This window comes from Streptomyces qaidamensis, from assembly GCF_001611795.1.
GTDB lineage: Bacteria > Actinomycetota > Actinomycetes > Streptomycetales > Streptomycetaceae > Streptomyces > Streptomyces qaidamensis.
On the sequence record NZ_CP015098.1, the window covers coordinates 2,957,907 to 2,973,517 of the forward strand.

14 protein-coding genes are annotated in these 15,611 nt (G+C 72.8%); 9 read left to right on the forward strand and 5 right to left on the reverse strand.

The window, feature by feature from the left end:
• Nucleotides 1-321: 321 nt before the first annotated feature.
• Entirely contained in the window at nt 322-2,448 is a 2,127-nt protein-coding gene (locus A4E84_RS12960; RefSeq protein WP_062926722.1) for a molybdopterin oxidoreductase family protein, read from the forward strand.
• Here A4E84_RS12960 and A4E84_RS12965 read toward each other — a convergent pair.
• Nucleotides 2,435-4,081, reverse strand: coding sequence for a M4 family metallopeptidase (locus A4E84_RS12965; RefSeq protein WP_062926723.1), 1,647 nt, complete (start codon nt 4,079-4,081; stop codon nt 2,435-2,437). The genes A4E84_RS12960 and A4E84_RS12965 overlap by 14 nt on opposite strands.
• Before the next feature lie 139 nt (nt 4,082-4,220).
• On the opposite strand from A4E84_RS12965, the gene A4E84_RS12970 reads away from it, so the two are divergent.
• On the forward strand, nt 4,221-4,637 hold the full coding sequence (locus tag A4E84_RS12970; protein WP_062926724.1) for a gamma-glutamylcyclotransferase family protein: 417 nt from the start codon (nt 4,221-4,223) through the stop codon (nt 4,635-4,637).
• 104 nt (nt 4,638-4,741) lie between these two features.
• On the opposite strand, the gene A4E84_RS12975 is transcribed toward A4E84_RS12970, so the two are convergent.
• On the reverse strand, nt 4,742-5,359 hold the full coding sequence (locus A4E84_RS12975; RefSeq protein WP_062926725.1) for an NADPH-dependent FMN reductase: 618 nt from the start codon (nt 5,357-5,359) through the stop codon (nt 4,742-4,744).
• 268 nt (nt 5,360-5,627) lie between these two features.
• Between A4E84_RS12975 and A4E84_RS12980 the strand changes: the two genes are divergently transcribed.
• Together A4E84_RS12980 and A4E84_RS12985 are read left to right on the forward strand one after the other, a co-directional pair.
• The gene (locus A4E84_RS12980) at nt 5,628-6,149 is read left to right on the forward strand and encodes a hypothetical protein (RefSeq protein WP_062926726.1); all 522 of its coding nucleotides are present in this window, start codon (nt 5,628-5,630) and stop codon (nt 6,147-6,149) included.
• A 107-nt stretch (nt 6,150-6,256) separates the two neighbouring features.
• Nucleotides 6,257-6,916, forward strand: a complete 660-nt coding sequence (locus A4E84_RS12985) for a class F sortase (RefSeq protein ID WP_062926727.1) — start codon at nt 6,257-6,259, stop codon at nt 6,914-6,916.
• Here A4E84_RS12985 and A4E84_RS12990 read toward each other — a convergent pair.
• Nucleotides 6,854-7,261, reverse strand: a complete 408-nt coding sequence (locus tag A4E84_RS12990; RefSeq protein WP_062926728.1) for a winged helix-turn-helix transcriptional regulator — start codon at nt 7,259-7,261, stop codon at nt 6,854-6,856. The genes A4E84_RS12985 and A4E84_RS12990 overlap by 63 nt on opposite strands.
• A gap of 105 nt (nt 7,262-7,366) precedes the next feature.
• On the opposite strand from A4E84_RS12990, the gene A4E84_RS12995 reads away from it, so the two are divergent.
• Nucleotides 7,367-8,266 carry an NAD(P)-dependent oxidoreductase gene (locus A4E84_RS12995; protein WP_062926729.1) on the forward strand — a complete coding sequence of 300 codons (900 nt, stop codon included), beginning with the start codon at nt 7,367-7,369 and terminating at the stop codon, nt 8,264-8,266.
• Here A4E84_RS12995 and A4E84_RS13000 read toward each other — a convergent pair.
• The gene (locus A4E84_RS13000; RefSeq protein ID WP_062926730.1) at nt 8,263-9,045 is read right to left on the reverse strand and encodes a sulfite exporter TauE/SafE family protein; all 783 of its coding nucleotides are present in this window, start codon (nt 9,043-9,045) and stop codon (nt 8,263-8,265) included. The genes A4E84_RS12995 and A4E84_RS13000 overlap by 4 nt on opposite strands.
• Nucleotides 9,046-9,217: 172 nt before the next feature.
• On the opposite strand from A4E84_RS13000, the gene A4E84_RS13005 reads away from it, so the two are divergent.
• The 3 genes from A4E84_RS13005 to nirD are packed head-to-tail and all read left to right on the forward strand — an operon-like array spanning nt 9,218 to nt 13,406.
• Nucleotides 9,218-10,444 (forward strand): NAD(P)/FAD-dependent oxidoreductase, encoded by a 1,227-nt coding sequence (locus tag A4E84_RS13005; RefSeq protein ID WP_062926731.1) that lies wholly within the window; start codon nt 9,218-9,220, stop codon nt 10,442-10,444.
• Nucleotides 10,444-13,059 carry a nitrite reductase large subunit NirB gene (gene nirB / locus A4E84_RS13010; protein WP_062926732.1) on the forward strand — a complete coding sequence of 872 codons (2,616 nt, stop codon included), beginning with the start codon at nt 10,444-10,446 and terminating at the stop codon, nt 13,057-13,059. Before A4E84_RS13005 ends, nirB begins: the two co-directional genes overlap by 1 nt.
• Nucleotides 13,056-13,406, forward strand: a complete 351-nt coding sequence (gene nirD / locus A4E84_RS13015) for a nitrite reductase small subunit NirD (RefSeq protein ID WP_062926733.1) — start codon at nt 13,056-13,058, stop codon at nt 13,404-13,406. The genes nirB and nirD overlap by 4 nt, the downstream gene beginning before the upstream one ends.
• A gap of 163 nt (nt 13,407-13,569) precedes the next feature.
• Here nirD and A4E84_RS45325 read toward each other — a convergent pair whose 3' ends face one another.
• On the reverse strand, nt 13,570-14,901 hold the full coding sequence (locus A4E84_RS45325) for a helix-turn-helix domain-containing protein (RefSeq protein ID WP_062926734.1): 1,332 nt from the start codon (nt 14,899-14,901) through the stop codon (nt 13,570-13,572).
• A 234-nt stretch (nt 14,902-15,135) separates the two neighbouring features.
• Here A4E84_RS45325 and A4E84_RS13025 point away from each other — a divergent pair, with 234 nt between their 5' ends.
• Entirely contained in the window at nt 15,136-15,564 is a 429-nt protein-coding gene (locus tag A4E84_RS13025; protein WP_062926735.1) for a peptidase inhibitor family I36 protein, read from the forward strand.
• Nucleotides 15,565-15,611: the final 47 nt, after the last annotated feature.

A 15,611-nucleotide genomic window follows, 5' to 3' on the forward strand; every position in this document is an offset into this window, starting at 1 on the left:
GCGGCGGGCATGCCCGGGTGTCGAACGCCGTGCGGAGTCGTGCGAGCGCTGCGCGTAGCGAGAGCGTAGTGCGGCTGATTCAACTCTCAACGACGCCGGATCGGCCAAGAAAGGAACGCAATGAGCCACATGTGGCGTTTCTCGTCCCACGGGCAACGTCGGTGGCGGTCGGCGGCGACCTGTAGGAGGGCGGGCCTGTGCCTGACCAGGCCAGGGGCTCTCCTGCCTCACGCGGGCGCAGCGGTGGCGGGGAGGTTGCCGTCCCGGCCGCGTAACAGGGAACCGTCCCGGGCGTAACACGGCCGACGCAGGCTGAACGGTATGCAGAGCACCGTGACGCCCACGCACTGCCCGTACTGCGCCCTGCAGTGCGGGATGAACCTGACGCCCGCGCCGGACGGGACCGTCGAGGTGAGCGAGCGCACGGACTTCCCGGTGAACCGGGGCGCGCTGTGCGGCAAGGGCCGTACGTCCGCGGCGGTGCTCGCGAGCAACGTCCGTCTGACCTCCCCGTTGGTGCGCGACGAGGGCGGCACGCTGGTGCCCGCCTCCTGGGACGAGGCGCTGGACCGGATCGCCGCGGGGCTGGGCCGTACACGCGCGGAGTACGGGCCGGACGCGGTCGGGGTGTTCGGCGGGGGCGGGCTGACGAACGAGAAGGCGTACACGCTCGGCAAGTTCGCGCGGGTCGTGCTCGGCACCTCGCAGATCGACTACAACGGGCGTTTCTGCATGTCGTCGGCGGCGGCCGCCGGCATCAAGGCGTTCGGGGTGGACCGCGGGCTGCCCTTCCCGCTGGAGGACATCCCGAAGTCCGGCTGCGTGATCCTCGTCGGGTCGAACCTCGCGGAGACCATGCCGCCGTCGCTGCGGTTCTTCACCGAGCTGAAGGAGAACGGCGGCACACTGATCGTGATCGACCCGCGCCGCACGAAGACCGCCGAGCAGGCCGACCTGCACCTGGCGCCCCGGCCGGGCACGGACCTGGCCCTCGCCCTGGGCCTGCTGCACCTCGTGATCGCCGAGGGACGGGTGGACGAGGAGTACGTCCGGGAGCGCACGGCCGGCTGGGAGGACGCCCGGGCGGCGGCGATGGCGCACTGGCCGGAGTACGTGGAGCGGATCACGGGGGTGTCCGTTCCTCAACTCCGGGAGACCGTACGGCTGTTCTGCGAGCCGGAGTCGGCGATGGTGCTCACCGCCCGGGGGCCCGAGCAGCAGTCCAAGGGCACCGACACCGTGGGCGCGTGGATCAACCTGTGCCTGGCGACCGGCCGGGCGGGCCGCCCGCTGTCCGGGTACGGCTGTCTGACCGGACAGGGCAACGGGCAGGGCGGGCGCGAACACGGGCAGAAGGCCGACCAGTTGCCGGGCTACCGCAAGCTGGACGACCCGGCCGCGCGGGCGCACGTCGCCGAGGTGTGGGGGGTCGACCCGGACAGCCTGCCCGGCCCGGGGCGCAGCGCGTACGAGCTGCTGGACGCGCTGGGCACCGACATCAGGTCGCTGCTGCTGATGGCGTCCAACCCGGTGGTGTCGGCGCCGCGGGCCGCGCACATCGAGGAGCGCATCAGGTCGCTGGACTTCCTGGCGGTCTGTGACGTGGTGCTGTCGGAGACGGCGGCGCTCGCGGACGTGGTCCTGCCGGTCACCCAGTGGGCCGAGGAGACGGGCACGACGACCAACCTGGAGGGCAGGGTCCTGCTGCGGCGCCGGGCGATCACCCCGCCCGAGGGCATCCGCAGCGACCTGGAGGTCATGCACGAACTCGCCGCCCGGCTGGGTGTGGAGAAGGGCTTCCCGACCGACCCGGAGGAGGTCTTCGAGGAGCTGCGCCGGGCGTCGGCGGGCGGGGCGGCGGACTACTCGGGGATCACGTACCGCAGGCTGGCGGAGGAGAACGGGGTGTTCTGGCCCTGTCCGGCGGAGGCGGCCGACGTGAGCGAGGGCGCCGTCCCCGCCGGGGAGGCACCGGCCGTGCATCCCGGCACGCCCCGCCTCTTCCTCGACCGTTTCGCCACCCCCGACGGCCGGGCCCGGTTCGTCCCCGTCTCCCACCGCGCGATCGCCGAGGAACCGGACGACGAGTACCCGGTCCTGCTGACCACCGGGCGGGTCGTGGCGCAGTACCAGTCCGGGGCGCAGACCCGGCGCGTGGCGGAGCTGAACGCCGCCGCGCCGGGGCCGTTCGTGGAGCTGCACCCCCGGCTGGCGGCCCGGCTGGGAGCGGCCGAGGGCGATCCGGTGGCAGTCGTGTCGCGGCGGGGCCGGGCGGTGGCGCCCGCGAGGATCACGAACGCCATCCGGCCCGACACCGTCTTCATGCCCTTCCACTGGCCGGGCGAGGGCCGCGCCAACACCCTCACCAACCCCGCGCTCGACCCGACCTCCCGGATGCCGGAGTTCAAGGCGTGCGCGGTGCGGCTGGAGGCGGTCAGCTCACCTTGACCGCCTTCCAGGCCGCCGCCACCGCCTTCTGTTCGGTGCTGTCGGCGCCGTAGAGGTCCTTCGCCGCGCTCAGGGTCGCCGCGCGGGCGGCCGCGTAGTCCGTCGAGGACGTCATGTAGACCGTCAGCGCGCGGTACCAGATCTTGCCCAGCTTGGCCCGGCCGATGCCGGTGACCGTGGAACCGTCACAGGTCGGGGAGTTGTGGGCGACGCCGCCCAGGGTCTTCCTGCCGCTGCCCTCGGCGAGCAGGTAAGCGAAGTGGTTGCCGACGCCCGAGGAGTAGTGCACGTCGAGGTCGCCGAGCTTCGCGTTCCAGCAGTCCGCCGACTTTCCGTCCTTCGACGGCTTGTCCATGAAGCGCAGGGCCTCTCGGCCGAGGCCGGAGCGGACGACCTTCTCGCCGATGAGCCAGTCGCCCCGGTCCTCGGGGTTGGCCGCGTGGAACTCCACCAGCGTGCCGAAGATGTCCGACGTGGCCTCGTTCAGGCCGCCGGACTCGCCCGAGTACCTCAGCGCCGCCGTCTTGGACGTCACGCCGTGGGACATCTCGTGCCCGGCGACGTCCAGCGACACCAGCGGGCCCATCAGCTTGCCGTCGCCGTCGCCGTACGTCATGCAGAAGCAGTTGTCGTCCCAGAAGGCGTTGTTGTAGTCCTTGCCGTAGTGGACGCGGTTGAAGGAGCCCTTGCCGTCGCCCGCGATGCCGGCGCGGCCGTGGACCTTCTTGTAGTAGTCCCAGGTGACGTCGGTGCCGTACTGGGCGTCCACCGCCACCGTGGACCGGTCGGCGGCCGTACCCGTCCCCCACCGGTTGTCGGCGTCCGTGAAGAGCGTCGCGGGGGCGCGGGTCAGGCAGACGGTCAGCAGGCACTGGTCCGTCTTGTTCTCGGCGTCGCCGGTGTAGGTGCCGCCGCGGGTCGCGTCCTTCAGCTGGTACGACGAGCCGGACGCCGTCGTCTGAAGCGGGACCGTGCCGCCGTAGAGGGACTTGCCGTCGCCGGAGGCCGACTCCATGGAGTCCCAGGCGTCGATCCGGTCGCCGGTCGTCGCGTCGGTCAGCACCGTGCGCCCGACGGGGTTGCCGAGTTCGTCGTGCGCCACCGCTTCGGTCTGCCAGGCCAGCTTCGGTGCGCCGTGCAGGGCGTCGACGACCAGTCGCGGCTTGGCGGTCAGCTTCCTCAGGGTCTCGCCGAGGTGCGCGGCGCGCAGCAGGTTCGCCGCGAGGTCGGCGGCCTTGGGGGCGGTCACCTCCGGGGTGACGCTCGCCAGGGAGAGCGCGGACGTCGTCGCGCGGCTCGTACCGCGGTAGGTGCCGTCCGGGTTCAGGTGGAGGACGAAGTCCCCGCCGAGGACCGGGAGCCGGCGGTAGGTGCGGTCGTAGCGGACGTGCCGGGTGCCGTCCTCGTCGACGACGACGTCCCGGACCTCCGTCTCCTGGGCCGGGGTGAGGCCCAGGGCTCCGGCCCGGTCCGCGAGCACCGCCTGCGCGTCCTCGATCGCACCGGACCTGGCCGGCCGGTCCGCCGCGCCGGCGGCCGGGGAGAGGACGGCTGCCAGCAGGGCGGTGGTGCCGGTGAGGGCCACACCGGCGAGGGCGAGACGGGAACCGCGGACATGACGTATCCGACTCATCGGTCTCCTCATACGGGCGCACCCGGTCGCGTGGGGTCGACCGGGGGCGGCGTTGATGTTGACCGCGAGTTAAGGCGGCGCGGACATGGCATGTCCATAGCGCCGTTGTGCAGGTGTGTGAGGGTGCAGAATCGTTCCTGTGACCCTCCCCTTCTTCGTCTACGGCACCCTCCGCCCGGGAGAGGTCAACCACGACCTCTTCCTGCGCGGCCGCACCCGCTCGGAGGAGCCGGGGAAGCTCGCGGACACGGTGTTGTACGCCGGGCCGGGCTATCCGTACGCGGTCGAGGAGCCCGGCGGCGGCGTGGTCAGCGGGGAGCTGGTGACCGCGCTGCCGGAGGCGTACGAGGAGCTGCTCGCCGAGCTGGACCGGCTGGAGGAGTACGTGCCGGGGGATCCGCGCAGCCTGTACGAACGCGTCGAGCGGAAGGTCGTCCGGGCGGCGGACGGGGTGGCCGTCCGGGCCTGGGTGTACGTGGCCGCACCCGCCGTCGCCACGCGGCTGCGGGCCCGGGGCCGGGCGATCGCGGGCGGGGACTGGCGGGGGCGGGGGTGAGGGGCCGGGGGGTGATCGGGCCCGCGTGAACGGGCCCGGCGTGAAGGTCGGGTCCGGCGTGAAGGTCGGGCCCGGCGTGAAGGTCGGGTCCGGCTGATGCCGGTTCAGCCCCCGTACGGCCGCTTCCCCCTGGCCTCCCGCAACGCATGGCCCCACCACACCAGTTGGTCCAGCATGGTCTTCGCCGCCGCGTCCGGGCCGGACGGGTCACGCGGGGCACCCCGGTCGTCGAAGGAGGCGCCGGCGTTGTGGAAGGAGACGGTGTCGCGGACCGTCACGGCGTGGAGCTCCGCGAAGACCTGGCGCAGGTGCTCCGCGGCGCGCAGGCCACCGGACAGGCCGCCGTAGGAGACGAGTCCGACGGGCTTGGCCTGCCATTCGGTGAAGTGCCAGTCGACGAGGTTCTTCAGTCCGGCCGGGAAGGAGTGGTTGTACTCGGGGGTGAGGACCACGAACGCGTCCGCGCGGGCCAGCTTCGGGGTGATGCCGGACAGCGCGGCGGTCGCCTCCGGGGTCGGTTCGAGGGACATCGGCAGCGCGGCCTCGGCGACGTCCACGACCTCGGCGACCAGGTCGTCCCGGTCCCGGATGCGGCCGAGGAGCCAGTCGGCGACGACGGGGCCGAAGCGGCCGTGCCGGTTGCTGCCCACGACGAGGGTCAGCCGGAGCGGGTCGGCGGCGGTTTGCGGCAGGGCGGCTGGACCGGTAGCGGTTGTCTTCATGCGGCACAGCCTCGTACCTCAACCAAACTTGAGGTCAAGCACCGGCCGCGCACACCCGGGTCACCCGTTCACACGCGCGCCCCACGCTTTTCCGCACCTCGCCCACCGAACGCCCGTGACCTGCCGAAACGGCCGTCGAAGGCCGCCGGTTCAGCCCCGTCTGACACCCGTTCACCCCAATTCTGACGCCCCTTCAGCAAGCGCGGTCGTCCCGCTGCCCGTTACCTCGGAAGGGCAGGCGCAGACCGAACCGCTCGAAGGAGCACCGATGCGACGTATCGCCCCGCCGCTGACCGGTACCGCGCTCGCCGTCGCCGCCGCGGCTCTCGCCGCCGCCCCCGCGTACGGCGCGTCCGCCGGTGGCCTGGAGCTGTCCCCGGCCTCGGTCGTGCCGGGCGGTCAGGTCACGGTACGCACGGCGGCCTGCGGCGACGGCGGCTCGGCGACGGGGGACGCCGGAGCGGTCGGGGCGGGTTCCATCGGCCTGGCGCCGGACGCGCACGGGCCGGGCGCGACCGGCCGGTTCCGGGTGCCGCCGGGCGCGCAGCCGGGAACCTACGAGATCATCGCGACCTGCGCCGGCAGCGGCCGGCGGATCACCGGGGACCTGGTGGTCACGCTGACACCGGCGCTCGAACAGGTCCATCCCCGGGGGAGCGTGAAGACGGGGGTCGGCGGCGCTCTGGGCCCCGATCCCGTGCAGACCGCGGCAGGTGTGGCGGCCCTCGCCGTCGCCGCCGCGGGCGGTACCTGGCTCCTGCATCGCCGGGCGAGAGGCGACGGGATCTGACGGACACCCTCCGCTGTCCGTCGCCGGTACCGCATGTCCCTCCCCTCCGGGTCCGACGCCCCTCGCGGCCCGGAGGGGGCACGGGGCTGGATCAGAAGAGGGTGGGTATGCGCAGGTTCCCCAGGCTCGGCAGCGGCGTCCGCGATCCCGCGACCGCGGCCATGGCCGCGGTCACGGTGTTCGCCCTGTGCTCCGGGGTGTGGCTGCTGCGCGACGGCGCCGGGACGCACGCCCCGCCGCAGCCGACCGCCGCGCAGGCCCGGGCCGGGCTGGACGGCCGGTCCGTCGAGCGGCCCGCCGTGCCCCCGCTGCCGCCCTCACCGCCCGACCGGATCCGCATCCCGGCGATCGGGGTGAACGCGCCGCTGACCGGGCTCGGCCTGACGAAGACCGGCAGCCTCGACGTACCGCCCGCCGCGGAGAAGAACCTCGCGGGCTGGTACGAGGCCGGCATGACCCCCGGTGAGCGCGGCACGGCGATCGTCGCCGGTCACGTCGACAACGCCGACGGCCCCGCCGTGTTCTACGACCTCGGCGCCCTGGCCAGGGGCAGCACGATCGAGGTGGACCGGCGGGACGGCGGCGTCGCGGTGTTCACCGTGGACGCCGTGGAGGTGTACGCGGCGAAGGACTTCCCCGACGAGAGGGTCTACGGCCCCGCCCCGCGCCCCGAGTTGCGGGTCATCACCTGCGGCGGCACCTACTCACGCGGCACCGGTTACCAGGGGAACGTCGTCGTCTTCGCGCATCTGACCGGGAGCCGGTGAACCGGGAGCCGATGGCACGCCCAGGATGTTGGCCCTCCCCCAGGCCCCCAGCGGTTCCAGTGCCGCGTTCAGGGACACGCCCCGGGGCGTCAGCGAGTACTCCACGCGCGGCGGCACCTCGTCGTACGCCTCGCGGTGCACCAGGCCATCGGCCTCCATCTCCCGAAGGTGCGAGGCGAGAACCTTCTCGGTGACGCCCGGCAACTCCCGGCGCAGCTCGCCGAAGCGGCAGGGCCGCTCGTTCAGCGCCCAGAGGATCAGCACCTTCCACTTGCCGCCGATCAGGTCCATCGCCGCGTCGATGCCGCAGACGTACGCACCCGGCCGCCGTCCCGTCGTCCCCATGCCCGGTCCCCTCCCCTTCGCTGCCTGGACTCTTCCCCCAAGGTAACCACCCACTTCGAAGTGCGTACTTGAGCAGGCGCTTCCCCTACGACGAGCCTGAACGCCATGACCACCAACACAGTTGCTCGCCGAACCCGTACCCCCCTCACTCTCCTCGGGACCGGTGCCATGGGCACCGCCCTCGCCCGGGCCTGGCTCGCCGCCGGGCACGAGGTGACCGTCTGGAACCGCACGCCCGCCCGCGCTCAGGCCCTCGCCGCCGAGGGCGCCGTCGTCGCCCGGAGCGCCGCCGATGCCGTGGCCGCGAACCGGCTCGTGATCGTCTGCCTGCTCGACGACGCCTCCGTGGGCGACGCCCTCGACGGGGCCCTTCTCGCCGGGCGGGACCTGGTGAACCTGACGACCGGCACCCCGGGCGAGGGCCGGACGCGGGCCGCCTGGGCCGAGGCGCGCGGCGCCCGGTTCCTGGACGGCGGGATCATGGCCGTACCGCCGATGATCGGGGTCGCGGACTCCGGCGGCTACGTCTTCTACAGCGGCTCACCGGAGCTGTTCGAGGAGCACCGCGCCACCCTCGCCGTCCCGGCCGGCACCCGCTACGTCGGAGCCGACCCGGGCTTCGCAGCGCTGCACGACGTGGCGCTGCTGAGCGCGATGAGCGGCATGTTCGCGGGCCTCACCCACGCCTTCGCCCTGATCCGCCCGGAGGACATCGCGCCGAAGGACTTCGCGCCGCTGCTCGCCGACTGGCTGACCGCGATGGCCCCGGCCGTGCACCAGACGGCCGACCAGCTGGAGAGCGGCGACTACACCCGCAACGTCGTCTCCAGCCTGGCGATGCAGGCGGCGGGCAACGCCACCCTGCTGCGCACCGCCGAGGAGCAGCGGGTCAGCCCGGAGCTGCTGACGCCGTACATGGAGCTGATGGAGCGCAGGCTCGCGCAGGGCCACGGGGACGAGGACGGCACGGGGATGGTCGAACTGCTGGACCTGCGCGCGGACTAGGCGATCCACTGCTCGTACGCCAGATTCCCCACCAGCGCGAACACCACCGTCAGCAGCACGATCCGGACGAAACCGCTGCCCTTCTTCAGGGCGGTGTGGGCGCCGAGGGTGCCGCCCGCGAGGTTGAAGAGGGCCATCAGGGCGGCCAGTTGCCACAGCACAGCGCCCTGCCAGGCGAAGGTGGCCAGCGCCCCCGCGTTGGTGCAGCAGTTGACGATCTTGGCGGTGGCGGAGGCCGTGACGAGGTCGAGGTGGAGGATCGCGGTGAGCGCGAGGACCAGGAACGTGCCGGTGCCGGGGCCGATCAGGCCGTCGTAGAAGCCGATGCCGAGGCCGGCGAGGCCGATCGCCGCGAGGACCCGGCGGCGGGTGGCCGGGCCGGTCGCGGGGGCCGTGCCGAAGGCCGGTCGCAGGATCACGAAGGCGGCGACCGCGAGCAGCACCACCATGATGACCGGCTTGAGGACCTCGGTGCTCATCCCGGCCGCGAAGAAGGCCCCGGCGGAGGAACCGGCGAGGGCGGCCAGCCCGATGCGGACGGCGGTGCGGACGTCCACCGGAGCCTTGCGGGCGTACGTCACGGCCGCGCCCGTGGTGCCGACGATGGCGACGGCCTTGTTGGTGCCCAGCGCGTGCGCGGCGGGTGTGTTCGCCGGCAGTCCCAGCAGCAGCACCGGCAGCAGCAGGAGGCCGCCCCCGCCGACCACGGCGTCGATCCAGCCTGCGGCGAGAGCCGCGACGCAGAGCAGGACGATCACGGTCAGCGATATGTCGGGCATGATCGCGACCCTATGCGAGCCCGGTGGGACAGCGCTGCGACGCCCCTCACAGCCGCCGTCGCCGCACGTCAGGAACCCTCACACCCACCACCCCGGCCCGCTGAGGGCAGCGTTCCCCGCGGGAAACAGAGGTGATGCTGCCGGGTAACACCGGCACCGCACGCTCAAGTGCATGACCTCGAATGAGCGTGTGGTGGTGATCGGCACCGGCCTGGCGGGCGTACGGCTCGCCCGGCGGCTCGGTGAGCTCGGCACGCCCGCGCTGCTGATCGGCGAGGAGGAGCACCGGCCGTACAACCGGGTGCTGCTCGCCGAGGTGCTGGCCGGACGGTACAGCCCCGAGGTGATCGCCCTGCCGGCGCCCGCGCGGGTCAGGCGCGGCCGGATCACCGGGATCGACCGCGAGGGGCGGACCGTCGCCTGTGCGGACGGGTCCGTGATCGCATACGACCGGCTCGTCCTCGCCACCGGCTCCAACCCGGTGCTGCCGCCGCTGCGCGGCCTGTTCACCGGGACCGGCGAACAGCACGCACTGCCCGAGGGCATCCACGCGTTCCGCACCATGGACGACTGCCTGGGCCTGTCCAAGGCGCTCCGCCCGGGTGTGAAGGCGGTCGTCATCGGCGGCGGGCTCCTCGGGGTCTCCGCCGCCCGGGCGCTCGCCCGGCGCGGCGCCCAGGTCGTGCTCGCCCAGCAGTCCGAGCGGCTGATGGAGCGCCAGCTCGACCCGGCCGCCTCGAAGCTCGTCAAGCGGCACCTGACCGACCTGGGCGTGGAGGTGCACACCGAGTGCCGCGTCCGGGACGTGCGCTGCGTGGGCGGCGCCGTCCGCTCCGTGGAGCTGGCCGACGGGTACGCGCTCGACGCCGACCTGGTGGTCGTCGCCTGCGGTGTGCATCCGCGGGTGGGCCTCGCCCAGACGGCCGGCCTGGAGGTCCGCAAGGGGGTCGTCGTCGACGACGAACTGCGCACCTCCGACCCGTACATCCACGCGATCGGCGACTGCGCCCAGCACGACGGCGTCCTGTACGGACTCGCCACTCCCGCGCTCGAACAGGCCGACGCGCTCGCGGAGCTGCTCGCCGGTGACGCGAACGCCCGCTACACCGGCACCCGCTCCCTGACCCGGCTCACGCTGAACGGGCACGACAGCCCCTTCGACCTCGCCGCGTTCGGCGAGACCGAGGCGCTTCCGGGCGACGACGTCGTCCAGCTCACCGACGCCACCCGCGGCACCTACCGCAAGGTCGTCGTCCGCGACGACCGCCTGGTCGGCGGGGTGCTCGTCGGCGAACTCGGCACCGTCGGCGCGCTCGCCCGCGCCTGGGAGGGAGCAGAGCCGCTCCCCTCCGACGGCGGCCCGCTGCTCCACCTGCTCACCAACGATGGAGGCTCCTGATGACCGCCACCCCGGAGGCCACGGAGGCCACCCCCACGATCGTGCTCGTCGGCCACGGCATGGTCGGCCAGCGCTTCCTCGAAGCGCTCGCCGAGCGCGGCCTGACCGCCACGCACCGCGTGGTCGTGCTCTGCGAGGAGCCGCGCCCGGCCTACGACCGCGTGGCGCTCACGTCGTACTTCTCGGGGAAGACCCCCGAGGACCTGTCCATGACGGACATGGAGTTCATCGAGACGCACGGCATCGAGCTGTACGTCGGTGACCCGGCGACCGCCGTCGACCGCGAGGCCCGCAAGGTCACCGCCAGGTCCGGCGAGGTCTTCGACTACGACGTCCTCGTCCTCGCCACCGGCTCCTACCCCTTCGTCCCGCCGGTCCCGGGCAAGGACGCCGAGGGCTGTTTCGTCTACCGCACGATCGAGGACCTGCTCGCGATCGAGGAGTACGCGAAGTCGAAGGCCACGGTGGGTGCCGTGGTCGGCGGCGGTCTGCTCGGGCTGGAGGCGGCCGGTGCGCTCAAGGGGCTCGGACTCACCTCCCACATCGTGGAGTTCGCGCCCCGGCTGATGCCCGTCCAGGTGGATGACGGCGGCGGTGCCGCGCTGCTGCGCACCATCGAGGAGATGGGCCTGACCGTCCACACGGGCGTGGGCACGCAGGAAATCCTGGTCGACGCCGAGGGCGCCGTCACCGGCATGAAGCTCTCCGACGGCTCCGAACTCGCCGCCGACATGGTGGTGTTCTCCGCCGGTGTGCGCCCCCGCGACCAGCTGGCCCGCGACTGCGGCCTGACGGTCGGCGAGCGCGGCGGCATCACGGTCGACGAGCAGTGCCGTACGGTCGCCGACCCGCACGTCTTCGCGATCGGCGAGTGCGCGCTGGCCTCCGACGGCCGGGTGTACGGCCTGGTGGCGCCGGGCTACGAGCAGGCCGAGACGGCGGCGGCCACGATCGCCTCGGACGAGGCGTCCTTCACCGGTGCCGACCTGTCCACCAAGCTGAAGCTGCTCGGCGTGGACGTGGCGTCCTTCGGTGACGCGCACGGCACCGCCGAGGACTGCCTGGACGTCGTCTACTCCGACTCCCGCGCGGGCCTGTACAAGAAGCTGGTCATCGGCCGCGACGGCACCCTGCTCGGCGGCATCCTGGTCGGTGACGCGGAGGCGTACGGCACGCTGAAGGCGTTCACCGGCTCGGTCCCGCCGGTCGCCCCCGAGTCGCTCGTGCTGCCGGCCGGCGCCGGGGAGTCCGTCCAGCTCGGCCCCTCCGCCCTGCCGGACGACGCGATCATCTGCTCCTGCCACAACGTCTCCAAGGGCGCGATCCGCGGCGCGGTCACCGACCACCAGTGCACGACCGTGCCCGAGGTGAAGAAGTGCACCAAGGCCGGTACCGGCTGCGGCTCCTGCGTCAAGGTCCTCGGCCAGCTCGTCAACGCCGAGCTGGAGGCGAGCGGCGTCGAGGTCGACAAGGGCCTGTGCGGCTGCTTCGCGCAGACCCGCGAGGAGCTGTACGAGATCGTCCTCGCGCTGCGCATCACCACCTACCAGGACCTGCTGGACCGGCACGGCCGCGAGGGGGCCCGGGGCGGCGACGGCTGCGAGGTCTGCAAGCCGACGGTCGGCTCGATCATCGCCTCCCTCGCCCCGACGATCGGCGCGAGCGGCTACGTCCTGGACGGCGAGCAGGCGGCGCTGCAGGACACCAACGACCACTTCCTGGCCAACCTGCAGAAGAACGGCTCGTACTCGGTCGTCCCGCGGATCCCCGGCGGCGAGATCGCCCCGGAGAAGCTGATCGTCATCGGCGAGATCGCCCGCGACTTCGGCCTCTACACGAAGATCACCGGCGGCCAGCGGATCGACATGTTCGGTGCGCGCGTCGAGCAACTGCCGGTGATCTGGGCCCGGCTGGTCGACGCCGGCTTCGAGTCCGGCCACGCCTACGGCAAGTCGCTGCGCACGGTGAAGTCCTGCGTCGGGCAGACCTGGTGCCGCTACGGCGTCCAGGACTCCGTCCGCATGGCGATCGACCTGGAGCTGCGCTACCGGGGCCTGCGCTCCCCGCACAAGCTGAAGTCGGCGGTCTCCGGCTGCCAGCGCGAGTGCGCCGAGGCCCAGTCGAAGGACTTCGGCGTGATCGCCACCGCCAACGGCTGGAACCTCTACGTCGGCGGCAACGGTGGCGCGACCCCGCGCCACGCGGACCTGCTCGCACAGGACCTGTCGGACGCCGAACTGGTGCGCCTGATCGACCGGTTCCTGATGTTCTACATCCGTACGGCCGACCGCCTGGAGCGGACCTCGACCTGGCTGGAGCGGATCCCGGGCGGCCTCGACCACGTGCGGGACGTCGTCGTCCACGACTCGCTCGGCATCTGCGACGAGCTGGAGCAGCTGATGCGGGCGCACGTCGCGCACTACCGCGACGAGTGGGCCGAGACCATCAACGACCCCGAGAAGCTCGCCCGGTTCGTGTCCTTCGTGAACGCCCCGGACACCCCGGACCCGGTCGTCGCCTTCGTGCCCGAGCGCGACCAGATGAAGCCCGACCTGCCGCTGCTGTCCATCGGCATGCGACCCGCCGACGTACTGGAAGGAAGCGCCCAGCGATGACCCTGGCACCGGAGACCACCGACCTCAAGGTCGAACTCGCCCTGGACGACGACTGGTTCACGGTCTGTGACCTGAGCGCACTGCTCCCGGGCCGCGGGGTGGCCGCACTGCTGCCGGACGGCCGGCAGGCCGCGATCTTCCGTGACCGCTCCGGCGAGCTGTTCGCCATCGACAACCGCGACCCCTTCACCGGCGCGGCCGTCCTCTCGCGCGGCCTGACGGGCACGCACCAGGGCCGCCCGTTCGTCGCCTCGCCCCTGCTGAAGCAGCGCTTCGACCTGGCGTCCGGGCAGTGCCTGGACGACGAGGCGGTTCGGGTGACGGCTTACAAGGTGCGGACGTCGTAGCCGCCGGGCCGTTGAACCTCTCGGATCAGGAGCACCCCTTCTTCACGAAGGGGTGTTTTCCTTGCCCGGCTCCGCTCCCCCGTTCGGCGCTCGCCCGCTGTTCGGACTGAGCTGGAGACGACCGCTGTCACGGTGATGCCGCTTCGCAGGCCACCGACGACGTTCAGCGCTGTGACGGTGACACCGTGGGAGAGTGCCGAGGGGTCGGGGACCGGGGTGCGTCAGCGGCGCGTTCGCAGTGCGGCCAGTCGCCGAAATCGCGGTCCCGGCTCCACAGCTTCCGGGCCGCCTGGATGTTCCACTCCGGGTCCAGGGCCTCACGCGGCGTGCCGCCCAGTTCGAGCAGCCGGGCGTCGGAGATCTGGAACAGGCCCCAGTTCCGGGTGCCGTTGGTGTTGGGGAGGATGTGCAGCGGGTCGAGGAAGGACTGGCAGTCGGCGATGGCCACCGCCTTGTCCGGCACCTCGGGGAACACCTCCCGGACCCGCTGCCGCACCTTCCGTGGCGACCACACCCCCATCCGGACGGGCGAGGTGTAGAGCGCCTTCTTCGTCGGCTCCGCGACGACCCCGTTGGGCTGCAGTCCGGCGAGCACCTGGAAGGCGGTGACCCGGCGCAGGGTCTGCGGGCCGAAGTCCCCGTCCACGCCTATGTCCGCGCCCTTGGCGTGCAGCAGACGCTGCACCTCCCGCACGCACTCGTCGTGCTCGCCCATCGCGATCACGGGCGGGCAGCCGGCCGAGAACAGTGTCCGGACCGCCTCGCCGGTGCTCCGGCCACCGCCGGCACCGGCGCCGTCACCGTCGCCTGAGGGCGACCGGCCGCTCGACAGCACCCAGGCCGAGACCGTGGCGGCGGCGAGGACCGCGGCGACGACGGTGACGCGCAGCCGGTGCCGGCGCGGCTGCCGCGCGGGCCGGGGTGCCGCACCGGGGGCGGGCTGCTCCGGTGCCCGGTCGCCCTCCGGGGCCGGGGACGGGGCCGGGGTGGAGGCCCCTTCCGTGGCCGGGGGTGAGGCCGGGCCCTGGGCCGGGGTTGAGGCCCCTTCCTGGGCCGGAGGTGAGGCCGGGCCCTGGGCCGGGGTGGAGACCGGAGTCGGGTCCTTGGTGGGCGCCTTTGCTTTTGGCTCGGCTTTCGATTCGGCCTTCGGCTCGGCTTTCGGCTCGGCTTCCGGCTCGGCTTCCGGCGTCGCTTCCGGTTCCGTCCTCCCTGCCGCTTCCGACACCGCTCCCCGTTCCGCGGCGGCACGTGCCGCGTCCGCCAGTGCCCACAGGCGATGCAGGGTGCGCAGCTCGTCCGGGGTCGCGCCGCAGACCGTCGCCAGCCGGTGCACGCTCCCGTAGTCCTGGGGCACCGACGTGCCCCGGCAGTAGCGGTGCAAGGTCGAGCCGGCCAGGCCGGACTTCCTGGCGAGGGCCTCGTAACTCAGGCCGGACCGGCTCTTCAACGAACGCAACAACGCGGCGAACCGCTCCGTTTCCGGGCATGCGGACAAGGCCGTTCCCCCCTCGGGAATTACCACAGGACGCTGGTCGGGCGTCTCGTGCCGACACTGTGCCACCAAAGGCGTCCCATGGCCGTCCCAACGGTTCCGGAACGCGCCAGGTACGCGGCCTCCCGGCGTCCCGGCATCCCAGCGGGCACCAACGTCCTTGCCCGGCCCGGTCGCGCCTTGCCAGCGTCGGGCCGTCCGCACCACCGTCCCCAGACCTTCGAGGAGACCAGGCTCATGCGCCTTTCCGTCCGCCGGAACTCCCGTGCGAACTCGCTGCTCGCCGTGCTCGCCGTCAGCGCCGCCGCCGTCACCACCCTGGCCGTGCCGAGCTCCGCGTCGGCGGCCCCGGCCGCGCCCGCCGCGGTGGACTGCGCGTCCGGGCACATCTGCTTCTGGACCGGAGCCAACTTCACCGGCAGCAAGTGCGCCTGGGACGTGGCCGACCCCGACTGGCAGAGCGGTGCCGTCCGGTGTTCCTGGGCCGCCACGACCAACGTGAAGTCCGTGTGGAACGCCGGCACCAGCAGCTCCAGCGGTGTCGCGTACTACCGGGGCGCCAACTACAGCGACCGGGTCGGCTGCACCCGCCAGCAGCACGGCGGAAACCTCGCCGGTACGTACAAGGTCCGCTCCCACCGGTGGATCTCGGGCAGCTGCGGCTGACCCGGCTCCCGGCACCAACGCGGTGGCGTGCCACGCCTGCTTGCCCA